The 15,465-nt window shown below is 68.6% G+C and carries 27 protein-coding genes; 14 read left to right on the top strand and 13 right to left on the bottom strand.

Features of this window, described 5'->3' with window-relative positions; all coding sequences use genetic code 11:
- Together V6M46_RS12210 and V6M46_RS12205 are read left to right on the top strand one after the other, a co-directional pair.
- The coding region (locus V6M46_RS12210; protein WP_332665378.1) for a hypothetical protein at nucleotides 1–234 on the top strand (234 nt) is incomplete at its 5' end.
- Nucleotides 235–280: 46 nt separating this feature from the next.
- Nucleotides 281–709 carry an OsmC family protein gene (locus V6M46_RS12205; RefSeq protein WP_332665375.1) on the top strand — a complete coding sequence of 143 codons (429 nt, stop codon included), beginning with the start codon at nucleotides 281–283 and terminating at the stop codon, nucleotides 707–709.
- On the opposite strand, the gene V6M46_RS12200 is transcribed toward V6M46_RS12205, so the two are convergent.
- Genes V6M46_RS12200 through V6M46_RS12185 form a run of 4 tightly spaced genes read right to left on the bottom strand, consistent with a single transcriptional unit; the run spans nucleotide 710 to nucleotide 2,930 of the window.
- Nucleotides 710–1,171 (bottom strand): VOC family protein, encoded by a 462-nt coding sequence (locus V6M46_RS12200; RefSeq protein ID WP_332665372.1) that lies wholly within the window; start codon nucleotides 1,169–1,171, stop codon nucleotides 710–712.
- Nucleotides 1,168–1,671 (bottom strand): SRPBCC family protein, encoded by a 504-nt coding sequence (locus tag V6M46_RS12195; RefSeq protein WP_332665369.1) that lies wholly within the window; start codon nucleotides 1,669–1,671, stop codon nucleotides 1,168–1,170. Before V6M46_RS12195 ends, V6M46_RS12200 begins: the two co-directional genes overlap by 4 nt.
- Nucleotides 1,664–2,038, bottom strand: a complete 375-nt coding sequence (locus V6M46_RS12190; RefSeq protein WP_332665366.1) for an ArsR/SmtB family transcription factor — start codon at nucleotides 2,036–2,038, stop codon at nucleotides 1,664–1,666. Before V6M46_RS12190 ends, V6M46_RS12195 begins: the two co-directional genes overlap by 8 nt.
- 40 nt (nucleotides 2,039–2,078) lie before the next feature.
- Nucleotides 2,079–2,930, bottom strand: coding sequence for a helix-turn-helix transcriptional regulator (locus tag V6M46_RS12185; protein WP_332665363.1), 852 nt, complete (start codon nucleotides 2,928–2,930; stop codon nucleotides 2,079–2,081).
- Between the two features lie 100 nt (nucleotides 2,931–3,030).
- Between V6M46_RS12185 and V6M46_RS12180 the strand changes: the two genes are divergently transcribed.
- Nucleotides 3,031–3,639: an NADPH-dependent FMN reductase gene (locus V6M46_RS12180; RefSeq protein WP_332665361.1), complete on the top strand. Its 609-nt coding sequence runs from the start codon at nucleotides 3,031–3,033 to the stop codon at nucleotides 3,637–3,639.
- Here V6M46_RS12180 and V6M46_RS12175 read toward each other — a convergent pair.
- A complete protein-coding gene (locus V6M46_RS12175) occupies nucleotides 3,626–4,483 on the bottom strand; it encodes an SDR family oxidoreductase (protein ID WP_332665359.1) in 858 nt (285 codons plus the stop codon). The two genes, V6M46_RS12180 and V6M46_RS12175, sit on opposite strands and share 14 nt — an antisense overlap.
- Nucleotides 4,484–4,613: 130 nt before the next feature.
- Here V6M46_RS12175 and V6M46_RS12170 point away from each other — a divergent pair, with 130 nt between their 5' ends.
- Nucleotides 4,614–5,474, top strand: a complete 861-nt coding sequence (locus tag V6M46_RS12170) for an alpha/beta fold hydrolase (protein ID WP_332665355.1) — start codon at nucleotides 4,614–4,616, stop codon at nucleotides 5,472–5,474.
- Nucleotides 5,471–6,223 (top strand): enoyl-CoA hydratase, encoded by a 753-nt coding sequence (locus tag V6M46_RS12165; protein ID WP_332665353.1) that lies wholly within the window; start codon nucleotides 5,471–5,473, stop codon nucleotides 6,221–6,223. The genes V6M46_RS12170 and V6M46_RS12165 overlap by 4 nt, the downstream gene beginning before the upstream one ends.
- A 7-nt stretch (nucleotides 6,224–6,230) precedes the next feature.
- On the opposite strand, the gene V6M46_RS12160 is transcribed toward V6M46_RS12165, so the two are convergent.
- Entirely contained in the window at nucleotides 6,231–7,652 is a 1,422-nt protein-coding gene (locus V6M46_RS12160; RefSeq protein WP_332665351.1) for a hypothetical protein, read from the bottom strand.
- A gap of 82 nt (nucleotides 7,653–7,734) precedes the next feature.
- Between V6M46_RS12160 and V6M46_RS12155 the strand changes: the two genes are divergently transcribed.
- From V6M46_RS12155 to V6M46_RS12145, 3 genes are read left to right on the top strand one after another with little or no spacing between them, the layout of a single operon-like run.
- Nucleotides 7,735–8,376 carry a histidine phosphatase family protein gene (locus tag V6M46_RS12155; RefSeq protein WP_332665349.1) on the top strand — a complete coding sequence of 214 codons (642 nt, stop codon included), beginning with the start codon at nucleotides 7,735–7,737 and terminating at the stop codon, nucleotides 8,374–8,376.
- Between the two features lie 24 nt (nucleotides 8,377–8,400).
- Nucleotides 8,401–9,201 (top strand): SDR family NAD(P)-dependent oxidoreductase, encoded by an 801-nt coding sequence (locus V6M46_RS12150; protein WP_332665344.1) that lies wholly within the window; start codon nucleotides 8,401–8,403, stop codon nucleotides 9,199–9,201.
- 5 nt (nucleotides 9,202–9,206) lie between these two features.
- Nucleotides 9,207–9,965, top strand: a complete 759-nt coding sequence (locus V6M46_RS12145) for an SDR family oxidoreductase (protein ID WP_332665343.1) — start codon at nucleotides 9,207–9,209, stop codon at nucleotides 9,963–9,965.
- On the opposite strand, the gene V6M46_RS12140 is transcribed toward V6M46_RS12145, so the two are convergent.
- On the bottom strand, nucleotides 9,966–10,106 hold the full coding sequence (locus tag V6M46_RS12140; protein ID WP_332665340.1) for a hypothetical protein: 141 nt from the start codon (nucleotides 10,104–10,106) through the stop codon (nucleotides 9,966–9,968).
- A 75-nt stretch (nucleotides 10,107–10,181) separates the two neighbouring features.
- On the opposite strand from V6M46_RS12140, the gene V6M46_RS12135 reads away from it, so the two are divergent.
- Both V6M46_RS12135 and rpmG (V6M46_RS12130) read left to right on the top strand, forming a co-directional pair.
- The gene (locus tag V6M46_RS12135) at nucleotides 10,182–10,790 is read left to right on the top strand and encodes a uridine kinase family protein (RefSeq protein ID WP_332665338.1); all 609 of its coding nucleotides are present in this window, start codon (nucleotides 10,182–10,184) and stop codon (nucleotides 10,788–10,790) included.
- 64 nt (nucleotides 10,791–10,854) lie between these two features.
- Nucleotides 10,855–11,022: a 50S ribosomal protein L33 gene (rpmG, locus tag V6M46_RS12130; protein WP_332665335.1), complete on the top strand. Its 168-nt coding sequence runs from the start codon at nucleotides 10,855–10,857 to the stop codon at nucleotides 11,020–11,022.
- Nucleotide 11,023: 1 nt separating this feature from the next.
- Here the strand turns inward: rpmG (V6M46_RS12130) and V6M46_RS12125 are convergent, their stop codons facing one another.
- From V6M46_RS12125 to V6M46_RS12105, 5 genes are all read right to left on the bottom strand, one after another.
- A complete protein-coding gene (locus tag V6M46_RS12125; protein WP_332665333.1) occupies nucleotides 11,024–11,662 on the bottom strand; it encodes a class I SAM-dependent methyltransferase in 639 nt (212 codons plus the stop codon).
- A 59-nt stretch (nucleotides 11,663–11,721) separates the two neighbouring features.
- Nucleotides 11,722–11,844, bottom strand: coding sequence for a type B 50S ribosomal protein L36 (gene ykgO / locus V6M46_RS12120; protein ID WP_332665330.1), 123 nt, complete (start codon nucleotides 11,842–11,844; stop codon nucleotides 11,722–11,724).
- The gene (rpmF, locus tag V6M46_RS12115) at nucleotides 11,841–12,017 is read right to left on the bottom strand and encodes a 50S ribosomal protein L32 (protein WP_332665328.1); all 177 of its coding nucleotides are present in this window, start codon (nucleotides 12,015–12,017) and stop codon (nucleotides 11,841–11,843) included. The genes ykgO and rpmF overlap by 4 nt, the downstream gene beginning before the upstream one ends.
- Nucleotides 12,018–12,032: 15 nt before the next feature.
- Complete coding sequence (locus V6M46_RS12110) at nucleotides 12,033–13,106, bottom strand: CobW family GTP-binding protein (protein ID WP_332665325.1); 1,074 nt, start codon at nucleotides 13,104–13,106, stop codon at nucleotides 12,033–12,035.
- A 76-nt stretch (nucleotides 13,107–13,182) separates the two neighbouring features.
- Nucleotides 13,183–13,428, bottom strand: a complete 246-nt coding sequence (locus V6M46_RS12105; protein WP_332665322.1) for a type B 50S ribosomal protein L31 — start codon at nucleotides 13,426–13,428, stop codon at nucleotides 13,183–13,185.
- Between the two features lie 61 nt (nucleotides 13,429–13,489).
- Here V6M46_RS12105 and rpmB point away from each other — a divergent pair, with 61 nt between their 5' ends.
- The 3 genes from rpmB to rpsN are packed head-to-tail and all read left to right on the top strand — an operon-like array spanning nucleotide 13,490 to nucleotide 14,198.
- The gene (gene rpmB, locus V6M46_RS12100; protein ID WP_332665319.1) at nucleotides 13,490–13,726 is read left to right on the top strand and encodes a 50S ribosomal protein L28; all 237 of its coding nucleotides are present in this window, start codon (nucleotides 13,490–13,492) and stop codon (nucleotides 13,724–13,726) included.
- A complete protein-coding gene (gene rpmG, locus V6M46_RS12095) occupies nucleotides 13,726–13,893 on the top strand; it encodes a 50S ribosomal protein L33 (protein ID WP_332665316.1) in 168 nt (55 codons plus the stop codon). The genes rpmB and rpmG (V6M46_RS12095) overlap by 1 nt, the downstream gene beginning before the upstream one ends.
- Entirely contained in the window at nucleotides 13,893–14,198 is a 306-nt protein-coding gene (gene rpsN, locus V6M46_RS12090) for a 30S ribosomal protein S14 (protein WP_332665314.1), read from the top strand. The genes rpmG (V6M46_RS12095) and rpsN overlap by 1 nt, the downstream gene beginning before the upstream one ends.
- Here the strand turns inward: rpsN and V6M46_RS12085 are convergent, their stop codons facing one another.
- On the bottom strand, nucleotides 14,199–14,789 hold the full coding sequence (locus V6M46_RS12085; RefSeq protein WP_332665311.1) for a helix-turn-helix domain-containing protein: 591 nt from the start codon (nucleotides 14,787–14,789) through the stop codon (nucleotides 14,199–14,201).
- Nucleotides 14,790–14,856: 67 nt separating this feature from the next.
- Between V6M46_RS12085 and V6M46_RS12080 the strand changes: the two genes are divergently transcribed.
- On the top strand, nucleotides 14,857–15,465 hold a 609-nt coding region (locus tag V6M46_RS12080), incomplete at its 3' end, for an NAD(P)/FAD-dependent oxidoreductase (protein WP_332665308.1).

Raw genomic sequence — 15,465 nt, 5'->3', positions numbered from 1 at the left:
TACGGGAACTACACCGACAACGTGCCCTCGGTGGCCAGCCACGTGAACATGACGACGGAGATCGCACCCGACCTGCTGGCCTACACCGAGAACCACTGCGACCTCGCCACCGTCATGGTCGAGTGTGCAGCGGCCAAGAAGGGGCAGACCGAGTACCCCGACCAGTTCGGTGGCTGGGTTCGCGTGGGCGGAGTCGACGTGGCCGACCAGGTGTACTTCAACCTCGAGAACTGACACATCGGAAAGACCCGGCAACGGCCGCGCGAGATAGCGTCACGGTATGACGACTGAGACCGAGCGATCCGTTGAGCTGACCCGCACCGGCAAGGCCCGATTCCGGGCGACGAACGTCCGGGGCGGGACCCTGGACTTCGGCGAGGGCGACGACAGCGACTTCACGCCGATCGAGCTGTTGCTGGCGGGGATCGCGGGCTGCAGCGCGATCGATGTCGACTACCTGGTGGGCAAGCGCGTCGATCCGGAGTCGTTCGACGTCTCGATCCGCGCCGACAAGATCCGCGACGACCTCGGCAACCGGCTGACCGACATACGCGTGACGTTCGACGTGACATTCCCCGAGGGCGCCGACGGCGACCGCGCCCGGGAGACTCTCCCGAGGGCGGTCGCCCAGTCGCACGACCGGCTGTGCACCGTCACGCGTACGGTCGTCGTCGGTACGCCGGTGGAGTCCGTCGTCGTCGAGCGCTGATCAGGCCTTGCCGTCGTACGCGTCCTGCAGGGCCTGGAGGTCGAGGCGCTTCATCTGCATCATGGCGGCCTGCGTACGGCCAGCCTTCTCGGGATCCGGGTCACTCATCAGACGCATGAGCAGCGAAGGGATGACCTGCCACGAGAGGCCGAACGCGTCGACGAGCCAGCCGCACGGGCCCTGCTCGCCGCCGCCGTCGATCAGCGCGTCCGAGATCGAGTCGACCTCTTCCTGCGTCTCCACGCCGACCGACAGCGAGAAGGCGTCGGTGAGCTTGTGGCCGGGTCCGCCGTTCATGAGCGTCAACGTCTGGCCCTGCAGGCGGATCGTCGCAATGAACAGCTTGCCGTCGGGTAAGCGGTTCTCGTCGACGATCTCGGCGTCGTCGAACACCTTGAGATAGCGCTCGATCGCCTGCTCGGCGTTGTCGTCGAACCAGAGGAACGGCGTGATCGTGGTCATGACGCGCCACCCTCGACGGTGTCAGGGCTGTTGCGGAACTTGGCCGGCGTGGCGAGCAGAGCATCGAGCTTGTGGAACGACTGGTTCCAGCCGACCTCGCTCATCTCGCGCATCTCCTCGGGGAACGGTCCCTGGCGGAGCTCGAGTCGGGTGCCGTCGCCCTCCGGGATGAACTCGATCGAGAGTGACATCTTGGTGCCGTCCTCGATGCCCGGGATCGACTCTGCGGTCTCGTAGCCCACCAGCAGCTGGTTCTCGACGACTTCCGTGAAGGTGGCGTGGACCGGTGCCCGCCACTCGGGGTTGTCCTTGCCGACCATCGTCATCTCCCAGTGGCCGCCGGGGCGGATGTCGACGTCCACCGTGTCGAGCGGCACGACGAACATCAACGGCCCGAACCACTGGGCGAGCTGCTCGGGATCCGTGAAGGCCCGGTAGACGAGCTCGGGAGGGGCGTCGAAGTAACGCGAGATGTTCACTTCGAATGTGGTTTCAGTCATCGTTCGATTCCTCTTCCTTGTCGGTGTCCGTGGTGTCGTCCTGCAGTGCCTTCATGGCGGCGAGGTGCGCGTCGAGACGAGTGAAGCGGTCGTCCCACAGGTGGCTGAGATGTTCCATCCACGTTGTCGCCTCCTTCAGTGGCGCGGCCTCGAGGCTGTTCGTACGCCACTGCGCGCGCTTGTCCCGGCTGATCAGTCCGGCACCCTCGAGCACCTTGAGGTGCCGCGAGATCGCCGGAAGGCTGATCGGGAACGGGTCGGCGAGCTCGGTGACGGTGGCATCGCCCTGTCCGAGCCGGGTGAGGATGTCACGCCGGGTCGGATCGGCGAGTGCCGAGAACACCTTGCTGAGCTGATCGGTCGCCATGCCATTTAACGTACTGGTTAATTAACGAGTACGTCAAGTACTAGCCGGCGTCGACCGCCCGCAGCCCACCGGGCCGCCGCCCCACGAGCCGATCGAGGGAAGCGGCGCTCTCCTCATCGGCGGGCAGGCTGACCACGAGGCGATGGCCCTCGTCGGCGAGCTGCATGGTCTCGAAGGCGAGCCACACGTCGCCGACATCGGGATGCCGCAGGCCCGTCGTGCCGATGCGACGGCTGCCCACCGGCTTGCGCTCCCATCGCGACGCGAACTCTGGATACTCCGCCACGAGATGGTCGGCCAGGTCATTCGCCTCGCCGGGTCCGCGCCTCGCCTCATGCAGTGAGGCCACGAGGTCCTCGGCGGCGGCATCCCAGTCGGCGTATGCCTCACGGGAGCGTGGGTCGCCGAACAGGTAGAGCAACAGGTTGGGCCGGGGGTCGTCCAGCACGCCAAGGGGACGTACGAGCCGCTCATAGGCGTCGTTCCACGCCAACAGATCGCTGAGGTCGTTGACCACGAATGCCGGCGCCGGGTCGAGGTTGTCGATCATCGCCTGCACGGTCGGGCGCACGGTGTCTGGGACCGATCGGGATCGCTGGCAGAGCAGCTCGGTGCCGTTGCTGATCATGGCCAGCTGCTGCAGGTGACCGATGTCGTCCGCGGTCAGCTGCAGCACGCGGGCGAGCGCTCCGAGCACTTGCGTCGACGGATGCGAGTCGCGCCCCTGCTCGAGCCGAACGAGGTAGTCGACGCTGATGCCCGCCAAGGTCGCCACCTCGGCCCTGCGCAGTCCCGGCGTGCGTCGTCGGTCACCGGTGGGCAGTCCGACATCGGCCGGGCGTAACGCTTCACGCCTCGTACGGAGGAACGAGCCGAGCTCACCGTCGATCACTCCTCGAGTCTGACAGTGATCGCGGAGCCGAGGGTAGCCCTGACAGGGCTGGCCTCGGCTCGGTCTCCCTGACGTGCGCCGACGCCCCCAGGCTCGAGACATGACTACTCAGACAGAACCCCTGAAGATCGCCATCATCGTCGGCAGCACGCGGCCCGGTCGCAACAGCGCGGCGGTCGCCCGCTGGGCGTACGAGATCGCCGCCACCCGCAGCGACGCCGAGGTCGACATCGTGGACCTCGCGGACCACCCGCTCCCGTACCTCGACGAGCCGGCGCCACCGATCATCGGGATGTACACCCACGAGCACACCAAGGCATGGTCGGCGCTGATCGACGGGTTCGACGCGTTCGTCTTCGTCACGCCCGAGTACAACCACTCGATCCCTGCCGTCCTGAAGAACGCGGTCGACTTCCTCTTTGCGGAGTGGGGCGACAAGGCTGCCGGCTTCATCACCTACAGCGCGCAGGGCGGCGGCGTCCGTGCCGCCGAGCACCTGCGTTCGATGCTGGCCGAGCTCAAGGTGGCCACCGTGCGCTCGCTGGTCACCCTGACACTCGCCGAGGACTTCCGCGACTACACGACATTCACGCCGGGCCCGGACAAGGAGCAGACCGTCCACACGATGCTCGACGAGCTCATCGCATGGGGTGGCGCGCTCCGCGGGCACCGTGCCTCGGCGGAGGCGCTCCCGGTCAGTGCATCCTGAGCTCGGGGTTGTGCGGGCCCTTGGGCTCGACCCAGAAGTCGAGCGCGAGGTCCTCCTCCGTGCCGCCATTGAGGTACACCGAGAAGTCGGTGACTCCCGCGTCCTCGAGCACGTCGTCGTCGATCAGGAACTGGCCGGTGAGCTCCCGGCTCGGCTTGGTGAGGATCTCGTACGCCGCGTCGGCCATGATCGCCGGCGTACGGGAGTGACTGACGAGACCGGCGCCGACGACGTTGCGGACCGCCGCGGTGTCGATCGCGGTGCGGGGCCACAGGGAGTTGGCGGCGATGCCGAACTCGCGCAGCTCCTCGCTCAGGCCGAGCGTCACGAGGCTCATGCCGTACTTCGCGATCGTGTATGCCGTGTGCTTCGTGAACCACTTGGGGTCGAGGCTGATCGGCGGCGACAGCGTGAGGATGTGGGCGTTGTCGGACTTCTTGAGCCACTCGATCGCGGACTTCGCGAGCAGGAACGAGCCCCGGGTGTTGATGTCGTTCATCAGGTCGTACTTCTTCATCGAGATGTCCGCGGTGTTGGACAGGTCGATCGCGCTCGCGTTGTTGACCACGATGTCGATGCCGCCGAACGCCTCGGCGGTCCTGGCGACGGCGTCGATCACGAAGTCGTCATCGCGCACGTCACCGACGAGCGGCAGGGCCTTGCCGCCGGCCTCCTCGATCGCGGCCGCGGCCGTGTAGATCGTGCCCGGCAGCTTCGGGTGCGGCTCGGTCGTCTTGGCGAGGAGGGCGACGTTGGCGCCGTCCTTGGCGGCGCGGATCGCGATCGCCTCGCCGATCCCGCGGGACCCGCCGGACATGATGATGGTCTTTCCTGCAAGGGACATGGGCTCGATCCTGCCGTGGCCCTCACTTACAGTCAATACTGACGGTAAGTGACCAATGTCGCCCTGAACGCAGTTCAGCTGACGGTCTCGCCTAAAGTCCAGGTACCGACTGCGCATGAGGAGAGTCGCGATGAGCCCAGAGACCCCGGCATGGTTCGCCGATGCCCTCGGGCAGTCGTACGACTCCGGCGACGTCGAGGTCGATGGCGTACGCATCGCCTATCGCGCCTGGGGCAAGGGCGGCGACCCGGTCGCGGTCCTCGTGCACGGCGGAGCCGCCCATGCCGGCTGGTGGGACCACATCGCCCCGCATCTGGCCGCCGGACACCGCGTCATCGCGATCGACCTGAGCGGCCACGGCGACAGCGGCCACCGCAAGACGTACTCGTTGGACGGATGGGCCGACGAGGTCATGGCGGTCGCCCGCGCGGAGTCCGGCCAGCCGCCGGTCCTGCTGGGGCACAGCATGGGTGGCTTCGTGGTGCTGACGGCCGCGCAGCGTCACGGTCACGCGATCCGCGGAGCGGCCGCGATCGACTCGCCGGTGCGCGAGATGTCGCCCGAGGCCAAGGCCTGGGTCGCGAGTGAGCATGTGCCCGGCAACAAGACGTACCCCGACCGCGAGACGATCCTCGGGCGCTTCCGTACGCTGCCCGCCGACGACGCGTCGCTGCCCTACGTGCACCGACACCTGGCCGAAGGCTCGATCCGTGAGGTCGAGGGCGGGTGGACGTGGAAGTTCGATCCCCGCATCTTCCTGCGTGCCCGGATGGAGCCCGAGGATCTCGCCCGGGCGACCTGCGACATCGCCCTGATCCGCGGCGAGCGCGGCATGGCGACGCACGACATCACGGACGTCGTCGCCGAGCGCCTCGGGCGCGACGTCCCGGTCACGGTCATCCGCGACGCGGGTCACCACATCATGCTCGACCAGCCCATCGCGCTCATCGCGGTGCTGCAGACCTTGCTCGGACAATGGAGGAACCCATGAGCGACTCAGTACTCCTCGACACTGCTGACGGCGTCCTGACGATCACCTGGAACGAGCCGGAGCGCCTCAACGCCCTGACGGCGGACATGCTCAACGACGCGGCCGCCGCGATCGAGGCGGCTTCGGACGTACGCCTGATCGTCATCACGGGCAGCGGGCGGGCGTTCAGCTCCGGGGCGGCGCTCGGGCCTGACTTCGACGGCGCCGCAACCCTCGACGGCGCGAACCGCCTGGTCCGGGCCATCACGCGCACGCCGGTCCCCGTCGTCAGCGCGGTCAACGGCATCGCCGCGGGAGTGGGCGTGTCCATCGCGATCGCCGCGGACATCACCGTGGCGAAGAGCTCGGGCTACTTCCTGCTGGCGTTCGTCAACATCGGCCTGATGCCCGACGGTGGCGCCACCGAGCTCGTCGCCGCATCGATCGGCCGGGCCCGAGCCAACCGCATGGCGATGCTCGGTGAGCGGCTCTCCGCCGATGAGGCCGCAGAGATCGGCCTGATCCACGCATCGCTCGACGACGAGGCGTACGAGGCGGAGCTGGCGACGCTGATCGACAAGCTCGGCAACGGACCGACGGTGGCGCTCGGCACGATGAAGGCGGCGATCACCGCCACGACCCTGTCGCACCTCGACGCCGCGCTCGACCGCGAACGTGAGGGTCAGATCGCCCTGTTCGCGACCACCGACTTCGCCGAAGGCGGCCAGGCGTTCATCGAGAAGCGCGCGGCGAAGTTCACCGGCCGCTGACCCCGCGTCAGCCCCGCAGGGCGCCGATGCCGAGGACCGCGGCGAGGCCCAGGGCGCTGCGTGGGTGATAGGCGCAGGTCCACAACCCGCCGTGCGCCGCGTTGACTGCCTCGTCCTGCCACGGCTCGGCCTGCGGTGCGGCGCCGGACCTCAGGTCGTACGCCATGAGTGCCGCCATGAGGGTGTTGCTGGTCGCCGGCTCGAAGACCTCGACGCCGAAGCGGTGCGCGCCGGCGTACGCCGCAGCGAGTGCCTTGTTCTTGACGACCGAGCGGGTACGTGTCGCGGGCGCCACGTTGAGCGACACCGTCGTCCCCTCGTGGCGGGCGGCGGTGGCCCGCCAGCGCTGAAGTCGCTTGGCGAGCGCGTAGTTGGGACCCTGCTGCGGCACCAGTGCGTCGCACACGCCGGGGTCGGCGCCGGGCGGGTAGTTGCGCTGCAGCAGCCGGCCGCCGCTGATCATCCGCAGCGGCGCCCGGACGATCTTCGACGACTCGGCGTAGGCGCGATTGGCGTACGCGACCTCGGCCGCCGGCACGGCGAACGTGTCGGTCGGCGTGGCGAGGAACGCCAGCGCGGTGTCGTGCCGCTCCCGGGTCAGGTGGGCCGCCAGCGCGTCGGCTGCCATCGACACACGTACGTGCGAGGCGCCATCGGCGTAGCAATAATTGCCCAGCACCAGGCGGCCCTCGAAGCCGTCGAGCCAGTGCGCGACGGCGGAGAGCTCGGTGACCAGGTCGGCGCCGGAGTCGTCGTCACCGTTCGTCACGATGCGCGCCGGGACGTGCACCCGGCTGGCCGACTGCTCGGCGTACGACCGCACGCGTTCCTGCATGTCGGGCCGCGGCAGGTCGATTGCGACGACCTCGGCGCCCCAGCGAAGCAGCGCGCGGTAGGGCGCCATCTCCGCGCCGGCACCCAGGACGACGATCGTGTCGCCCTCGAGCCGCAGCCATTCGGGGTTCTCCTGCACGGTCTGGACCGCCTCGGAGCACGACTGCGTGATGACGCCGAGCTCGACCCAGGCGTCCAGCTGGTCCAGCAGCGCCTTGCCACGCAGGCGTTCACCGCGGTAGGGGATCGAGAGCTCCTTCTCCGGCTCGGCGGTCCCGATGACCGTGCGGGTGTGGAAGACCTGTGACAGCGCGGTGCCGGTGATCGCGTCGTCGAGGCCGACGTCGCCGTACCGCATGAGCTCGTGGGCGCTGCGCAGTCCCTCGGAGGCGATCGACTGCGCCGCGGTCGCCTCGCCGATGCCGGCCTCGAGCGCACGGCGGAAGTGGTTCAGGTAGTTGCGGCGCCAGTTGGTCTCGTTCTCCACCGCCCGCGCCCCGACCGGATCGGCCTTGCGCAACGCATCGGACAGGATCGTCCGCGCCGCTGCTGATGTGCTCTCGGATGGAAACGACACTCCCTCAAATGCGTTCATCGGCTCAGACTAGGAGCGATTCCGGCTACTGACGAGTTATGTGACGAATCTTTCCCGCGGAGCGCCCCGATAGGCTCCGGGCATGGGATCCGTCCACCTCATCCGGCATGGCCAGGCCTCGTTCGGATCCGACGACTACGACCAGCTGTCGGCGATCGGCACGCAGCAGTCGACCGCTCTCGGCATGTCGTGGGAGGCGTCGGGTTGGGCGCCCACCGCGGCGGTCGCCGGTTCGATGAAGCGCCACGCCCAGACCGCGATCGCGGCGATCGACGCGTGCGGGCACGGAGATGGCTACGACATCGACGACGGCTGGAACGAGTACGACCACCTCGCGATCGCCCGTGCGCACGACCCGGCATCGCTGACCACGGACGCCAAGGAGTTCCAGCGGCGCCTCAACGCCGCGCTCGACGGGTGGATCGCGGGGGAGGGCGAGCACGCCGAGACGTACCAGGCCTTCGTGGACCGGGTCATGACGTCGTTCGGCAAGGTCGTCGCGGACGCCGGTCCGGGTCGCTCGATCGCGGTGTTCACCTCCGGCGGCCCGATCGCGATGGTCGCCTCGCACCTGCTGACCGGCGATGACTCGGCGTTCCAGCGGATCAACGACGTCATGATCAATGCCGCGGTCTCGACCGTCATCGTCGGCTCGACCGGACCACGCCTGCTGGCTCTCAACGAGAGCACGCACCTGCCGCGTGACCTCGTGACCTTTCGCTAGTTCAGATACCGGTAGTATCTGAACATGGCCATCGCCCCGAACTCCCGCATCCTCATCACCGGAGCCGCCTCCGGTCTCGGGCTCGCGCTCGCACGCCAGCTGGGCGATCGCGGGTGCCGCGTGCTCGCCACCGACGTGCACGCCGAGCTTCCTGAGTCGCTGCGGGGGATCGACGGCGTCTCGTACCTGATGCTCGACGTCACGCAGGACGTCGACTGGGCGAGGGCGCGCGACTGGGTCGTCGAGGAGTGGGACGGGCTCGACTACCTGTTCAACAACGCCGGAGTCGCCGCGGGCGGGCGCATCGAGCTGTCCGAGATCGACCAGTGGCAGTGGATCGTCGAGATCAACCTGCTCGGCGTCGCACGCGGCTGCCGTACGTTCACGCCGATGCTCAAGGACCAGGGCAGCGGTCACATCATCAACACCGCGTCGGCCGCCGGTCTCGTCCACCCGCCTCGGATGAGCGAGTACAACGCGGTCAAGGCCGGGGTCGTGGCGCTGAGCGAGACGCTGTTGCACGAGCTCAAGCCGTACGGCGTCAAGGTCTCGGTGATCTGCCCGACGTTCTTCAAGACCAACCTCACCGCGTCGTTGCGGGGCAAGGACGAGGCGGCCAACGCGTCTGCGGCCAAGCTGATCGACCGGGCCAAGCTCAGCGCGGATGTCATCGCCGAACGGGTCATCAAGGGCATCGAGAAGGACAAGCACATCATCCTGACCGACCGCGATGGCAGGATCGCGTACGCCGCCAAGCGCTTTGCGCGTCCGCTCTACTACTCCATGATGGCCAAGGCCTCCGTCCAGATGTCGAAGAAGGACTGACTGACATGCGCAAGAACGTTCTCATCACCGGAGCCAGCTCCGGCCTCGGCGCGGGCATGGCCCGTATCCTCGCCGCGAAGGGCCACAACCTCGCCCTCACCGCTCGTCGGGTCGACCGGCTCGAAGCGCTGCGCGATGAGCTGCTGGCCGCGCACCCCGGCATCGAGGTCGTCGTGCATGAGCTCGACGTCAACGACCACGATCGCGTCTTCGAGGTGTTCAGGCTCGCCATCAAGGAGCTCGGCGGGCTCGACCGGGTCATCGTCAACGCCGGGCTCGGCAAGGGCGGACGCATCGGCACCGGCAAGTTCCACGCCAACAAGCAGACCGCCGAGACCAACTTCGTCGCGGCGATCGCCCAGTGCGAGGCGGCGATGGAGCACTTCTACGAGCGCAAGTCCGGACACCTAGTCGTCATCTCCTCGATGTCGGCGATGCGCGGCATGCCGTCGTCCATGACGACGTACGCGGCGACCAAGGCCGGCATCGCGGCGATCGCCGAGGGCATCCGGTCCGACCTGATCGGCCGCAAGGGGCTCGACATCAAGGTCACGACGCTCTATCCCGGCTACATCGCCTCAGAGATGAACGAGGGCGTCCAGCAGGAGGCCAGGATGATGGTCGACACCGAGACCGGCTGCCGGGCCCTCGTGAAGAACATCGAGAAGGAAGTCGTCGACGCAGCCGTCCCGGCCTGGCCCTGGGCGCCGCTCGGCCAGGTCCTGAAGCACGCACCGCTCAGCATCGTGCGCCGCATGGTGTGACTACGACTTGGGGCTGAACTGCCTCTGCTTGGGCTTGCCGGAGAACACGATCCTGCTGACCACGAAGGCCACGGCCGCAGCATGGGTCGCCAGCACGGCGGCGCCGAGGACGACGAGCCCGATCAGGATCCACTCGATCATCACTCCATTTTACGCAGGCGGTGCCCGTGGCGTGCCGGGTTCTGCGAGGGCAGGGATGCGACAGGTTGTGCATCCGTGCCACCGTTGAGCGTGCCCTCTCAACGAGCTACTGCCGCGGACCTCGCCTCGCGCATCGAGCAGCTGCGGAGCACGCAACCGCGGACGGTCGTGGCCATCAGCGGGTACGCGGGGTCCGGGAAGTCGACGCTCGCCAAGACTCTCGCCGCCACGGTCGAGGGCTGTACGCGGCTGAGGGGCGACGACTTCCTCGACCCGACCGGGTCGCATCGTCGCTCGGCGGACTGGGACGGCGTCGAACGTACGCGCATGCGGCACGAGGTGCTCGAGCCCTATCGGCGAGGTGAGCCGGTCCGCTTCCGGCGGTTCGACTGGCACACACGGGAGCTGGCGCCCGTAGAGGAGCTGCCCGACGCAGAGGTCCTGCTGGTCGACGCCATCGGGATCCTGCACCCCGACCTCCAAGGATGTTTCGACCTGTCGATCTGGGTCGACGTCGACCTGGAGACTGCGGGCGTACGTGGCCGGCAGCGAGACCGCAGCGGTGGGCATGACCATGACCGCCTCTGGACCGAGGTGTGGCTGCTCAATGACCGCGACTTCGCAGCCAGGTTCGATCCGCGGGGGCAGGCGGATCTTCTCTACGTACCCGAGGACGTCTCATAGCCCGGGAATGTCGCAGGCTCGCGCCTTGTTGACAATCATTGTCAATCAAGGAGAGGTGTCCATCATGGCTCGTCATGCCGATCTCAGGCCCATCATCAAGCTCCGATCCACCGCCGGCACCGGGTACACGTACGCGACCCGTAAGAGCCGCCGGAACGACCCCGACCGCATGGGCCTGCGCAAGTACGACCCGATTGCTCAGCGCCACGTGGAGTTCCGCGAGGAGCGCTGATCTATCGGCGACGCACCGCACGCAGCACGGCATCGACCGCGACGCCAGGACGACCCTCGCGGTCGATCCATTCCCGCTCCGGCCGCAGCGCGTCGATCGTGTCCCAGTCCGCCGGGTCGAGGGCAGCGGCGACCTCCTCGGCGGTGAACCGGATGTCGTCGAAGACCGTGCCCTCGGGTGCGTGACCCAGGTCCTCGGGGTGATGGCCAACGATCAGCAGGGTGCCGCCGGGAGCGACCGACGCGGCGAGCTCGCGGTGGAGCCGGACGAACGCCGGACGAGGCAGGTGCATGAACTGCGCCGACACCAGGTCGTACGTCGGACCGGCTGACCAGTCGAAGGCATCGGCCGGCTGCCACGTCGCCTCCAGGCCCAGCCGTTCGGCGCGGGCCGCGGAGGCCTCCAGCGCGACCGCTGAGATGTCGATCCCGGTGACCTGCCAGCCCTGCTGCGCCAGCCAGATCGCGTCCGCCCCCTCGCCGCTGCCGAAGTCGAGCGCCGACCCGGGGGGCAGCTGCGACGCGTACGTGACGAGGTGGGGGTTGGGCTCGCCGCTCCACACCTGCTCACCGCCGTAGCGGGCGTCCCAGTACTCGCGGGTGAAGTGGTCGTCGGATCGTTCGGTGTGCTGATGCGTCATGCCACCATCCTGTGCGCGTCGAACGGACAACGCAAATGCCTTTGCCGATCCAGCAATCGCTACCCCTGGCGACCCTTGAAGCGCGGGTTCTGCTTGTTGATCACGAACGTGCGCCCGCGCCGGCGTACGACCTGGGCACCGGGCTGCTTCTTGAGCGAGCGGAGTGAGTTGCGGACCTTCATGAGTGCTCCTTGGGGACGTAGAGGCCGCGCTGGACGGCGCGGACGAGGCGACGGGGTACGCGGTGCTCGACGCCGTCGACCGTGATCGGGACGAGCTGGACCGGGTGGGCCTTCCAGCTCGAGCGGCGATGACGGGTGTTGCTGCGGGACATCTTGCGCTTGGGTACGGCCATGGGGTGCTCCTTCGTTCAGGCGGCGAGGCGAACGGGGCCGAGCCAGGGCTCGAATCCGTCCTGGTCGGACTCCCAGATGACGCCCCGGGTCGCGAGCTCGTCATCCGTGAGCAGGCAGTGCTCGAACAGCGCCTGGAGCGAGTCCCGGCCGTCGTCGATCCCGGTCACGAGGATCCGGGTGTGCGTCTCCAGCGTGTCGTGGTCGCACGGGCCGACGCTGAGCTGCCCGCCCGCACCGTCCCACTGGCAGATCGTGTCGGGCCGGGTCGGCAGCCAGAAGCACCCACGCGAGCGGCGGGCGCCACCGCCCAGCCCTTCGATGTTCTCCATCAGGCGGTCGGGGTGGAACGGGCGGTCGGACCGCAGCTCGACGGTCCACACCTCGCCGATCTCGATCAGGCCCACGGGCTCGGCGTACGCCGGGTCGACCCAGGCCTCGGCCTCGTCGTGCGGCCGGTGGCGGGCGATCAGCTCGGCGACGTCGATCGAGAGGTGATCGGTGAACACCTCGGCCCCCGGACGCAGCATCGCCGAGGCCAGCGAGCGGTCGGTCTCGTCGATGTCGCCGACGATCACGACGGCGTCGGCGTACTCGATCATCGCGGCGTGCGTCTCGGCGACGCCGCGGCCGTCCTCTGCAGACGTGTGCAGGTGGCGCTCGCGGAGCAGGTCGTCGCCCAGGAGGTCGGCGCGGGCGGTCGGACCGTTGACGACGGCGAGCACGGCGGCGACGTGCAGCACCGAGCCGATCGAGTGGTCGCTCGAGAGGATCCGGCAGACCTGCGTCGCCTCGGCCGCGACGGGGAGGTGGGCGATGATCGATCCCCAGCGCCCTTCGCGGGCCAGCCGTTCGAGGGTCGGCATGACGTCCTCACGCAGGGCGCAGCCGACGCATGCGTGGTCGAGATCGACGTGCGTACGCTCGACGACTCCGGCTGCGTCGCTGACGATCCGGGTCAGCACCTGGCGGTCGACGTCGATCGTGTGGCGCACCGTCACGGCGTTCGGGGCGTCCCACTGCAGGCCGATCATGGTGCTGGCCATGGCATCGGCGTCGATCCCGGTGATCAGGACGAGCGGCGTCGTCATGCCGTCACCTCCAAGAAGAGCCCACGATACGGAGGCAACGGCATGACAGCCTTGATGTTTCGCTCGCTGCGCTCGCTCATGATGCGGCTCCGTAGCGGCGGTTGAACTTCTCGACGCGTCCCTCGGTGTCGAGCACGCGCCCCTTGCCGGTCCAGAACGGGTGGCTCGCGGTCGAGATCTCGACATCGATGACGGGATACGTCACGCCGTCGATCTCCACGGTCTCGGAGCTCGTCAGGGTCGATGAGGAGACGAACATGAGGTCGCCGGACTTGTCGCGGAACGCGACGGGTGCGTACTGCGGGTGGATGCCGTGCTTCATGAGGCCGAACTTTCAGGTAGGCTTAATGGGAATGATTGTCAGTCTACATAAGGAGTCGGGAATGTCGCGCGTGTGTCAGGTCACTGGGGCTGAGGTGGGGTTCGGGCACAACGTCTCGCACTCGCACCGGCGGACCAATCGGCGGTTCGACGCCAACATCCAGCGCAAGCGCTACTGGGTCCCCAGCCTGGGCAGGTACGTCACGCTGCGGGTCAGCGCGCGCGGCATCAAGACGATCGACGTGCGTGGGATCGACGCGGTCGTCGCGTCGATCCGTGCCCGCGGAGGGCGGGTCTGATGCGCAAGGGCAGCGAGCTGCGCCCGATCGTCCGGCTCCGCTCGACGGCCGGCACGGGCTACACGTACGTCACGCGCAAGAACCGTCGCAACGACCCCGACCGCATGGTCATCCGGAAGTTCGACCCGGTCGTACGCCGCCACGTCGAGTTCCGCGAGGAGCGCTGATGGCCAAGCGCAGCAAGGTCGTCGCCGACGAGCGGCGCCGGCGTACGGTCGAACGTCACGCCGAGCGGCGGGCGGAGCTTCGAGCCGCGAGCCGCGACATCACGCTGAGCCTCGAGGACCGGATGGCTGCAGGCCGGGCGTTGTCCCGGCTGCCGCGGGACTCCTCGCCAGTACGCGTGCGCAATCGCGACCAGGTGGACGGGCGGCCGCGCGGCTATCTGCGCAAGGTGGGGCTGTCGCGCATACGGTTCCGCACGGCAGCGCACCGCGGCGAGCTGCCGGGAGTCACCAAGTCGAGCTGGTAGTCAGTCCTTCGACCGCGGCTTCGCGCGTACGTGCATGCGCTCGCCCTGCGGGCCGAACAACGACAGCACCTCGGCCGGGCCCTTTCCGGCGCTGCCCAGCCAGTGCGGCAGCCGGGTGTCGAACTCGGCCGCCTCGCCGACCCCCAGCACGAGGTCGTGCTCGCCGATCATGAGCCGCAGCCGTCCGGACAGCACGTAGAGCCACTCGTAGCCCTCATGCGTCTTGAGGCCGCCGGTGTCGTCAGGTGTCTGGCCCGGCGGCATGACCACCTTGTACGCCTGGGGGCCGCCGGCCTGCCGGGTCAGCGGCACGTACGTCCGGCCGTGCCTGGTGATCGGCTCGGCCTGGACGCGCGGGTCCTCGCTGGGCGGCGCTTCGACCAGCTCGTCGAGCGTCACGCCATGGGCCCTGGCCAGCGGCAGCAGGAGCTCGAGCGTCGGCTTGCGCTGCCCGGCTTCGAGGCGGGAGAGCGTGCTGACCGAGATGCCCGTCGTGGCGGAGAGCTGGGCCAGAGTGGCTTCGCCGCGCTGGCGCAGGGCGCGCAGGCGCGGGCCGACCGAGGTGAGCGCATCGGCGAGGTCGTCAGTCATGCCGACCATCTTGCCATACTGGCAAGGACATTTGCCCTGCACGGATCTGCGACGAACACTGGTGCGCATGAACTCACCCGCATACGACGCCATCGTCATCGGAGCCGGCGCGGCCGGCTTGTCCGCCGCCCTCGTGCTCGGGCGCGCCCGCCGGCACGTCATGGTGCTCGACGGGGGACCTCCGCGCAATGCGGCGGCGGCTCACGTCAACGGCTATCTCGGCGTCGACGGGCTCAGCCCGCTCGAGCTGCTCGACGTCGGGCGCACCCAGGTCGAGAAGCTCGGCGTCGAGGTCCGGGAGGCTGTTGCCTCGCGGGTCGAGGTCGTTGACGGCGGCTTCGTGGTCCGGGCCGGAGGCGACCGGCTCCACGCGAAGCGGCTCGTGCTGGCATCCGGCATCACCGACTCGCTGCCCGACATCCCGGGGCTGCGTGACGGGTTCGGCGTCGACATCTTCCACTGCCCGTACTGCCACGGGTACGAGGTCGCCGGTCGGCGCCTCGCGGTCGTGGCGACGCATCCGATGTCGGGCCATCAGGCTCGCATGGTGCGGCAGTGGTCCGACGACGTCGTGTTCTTCCTCAACGACACCATCGAGCTCGACGCCGACGAGCGCCGGCTGTTCGCGGCGCGAGGTCTCCGGGTCGTCGACGGGCCGGTCGCCGAGGTGGCTCGC

The organism is Aeromicrobium sp. (genome assembly GCF_036676885.1).
GTDB lineage: Bacteria > Actinomycetota > Actinomycetes > Propionibacteriales > Nocardioidaceae > Aeromicrobium.
This window is presented reverse-complemented; position numbering and strand designations above follow the sequence as displayed.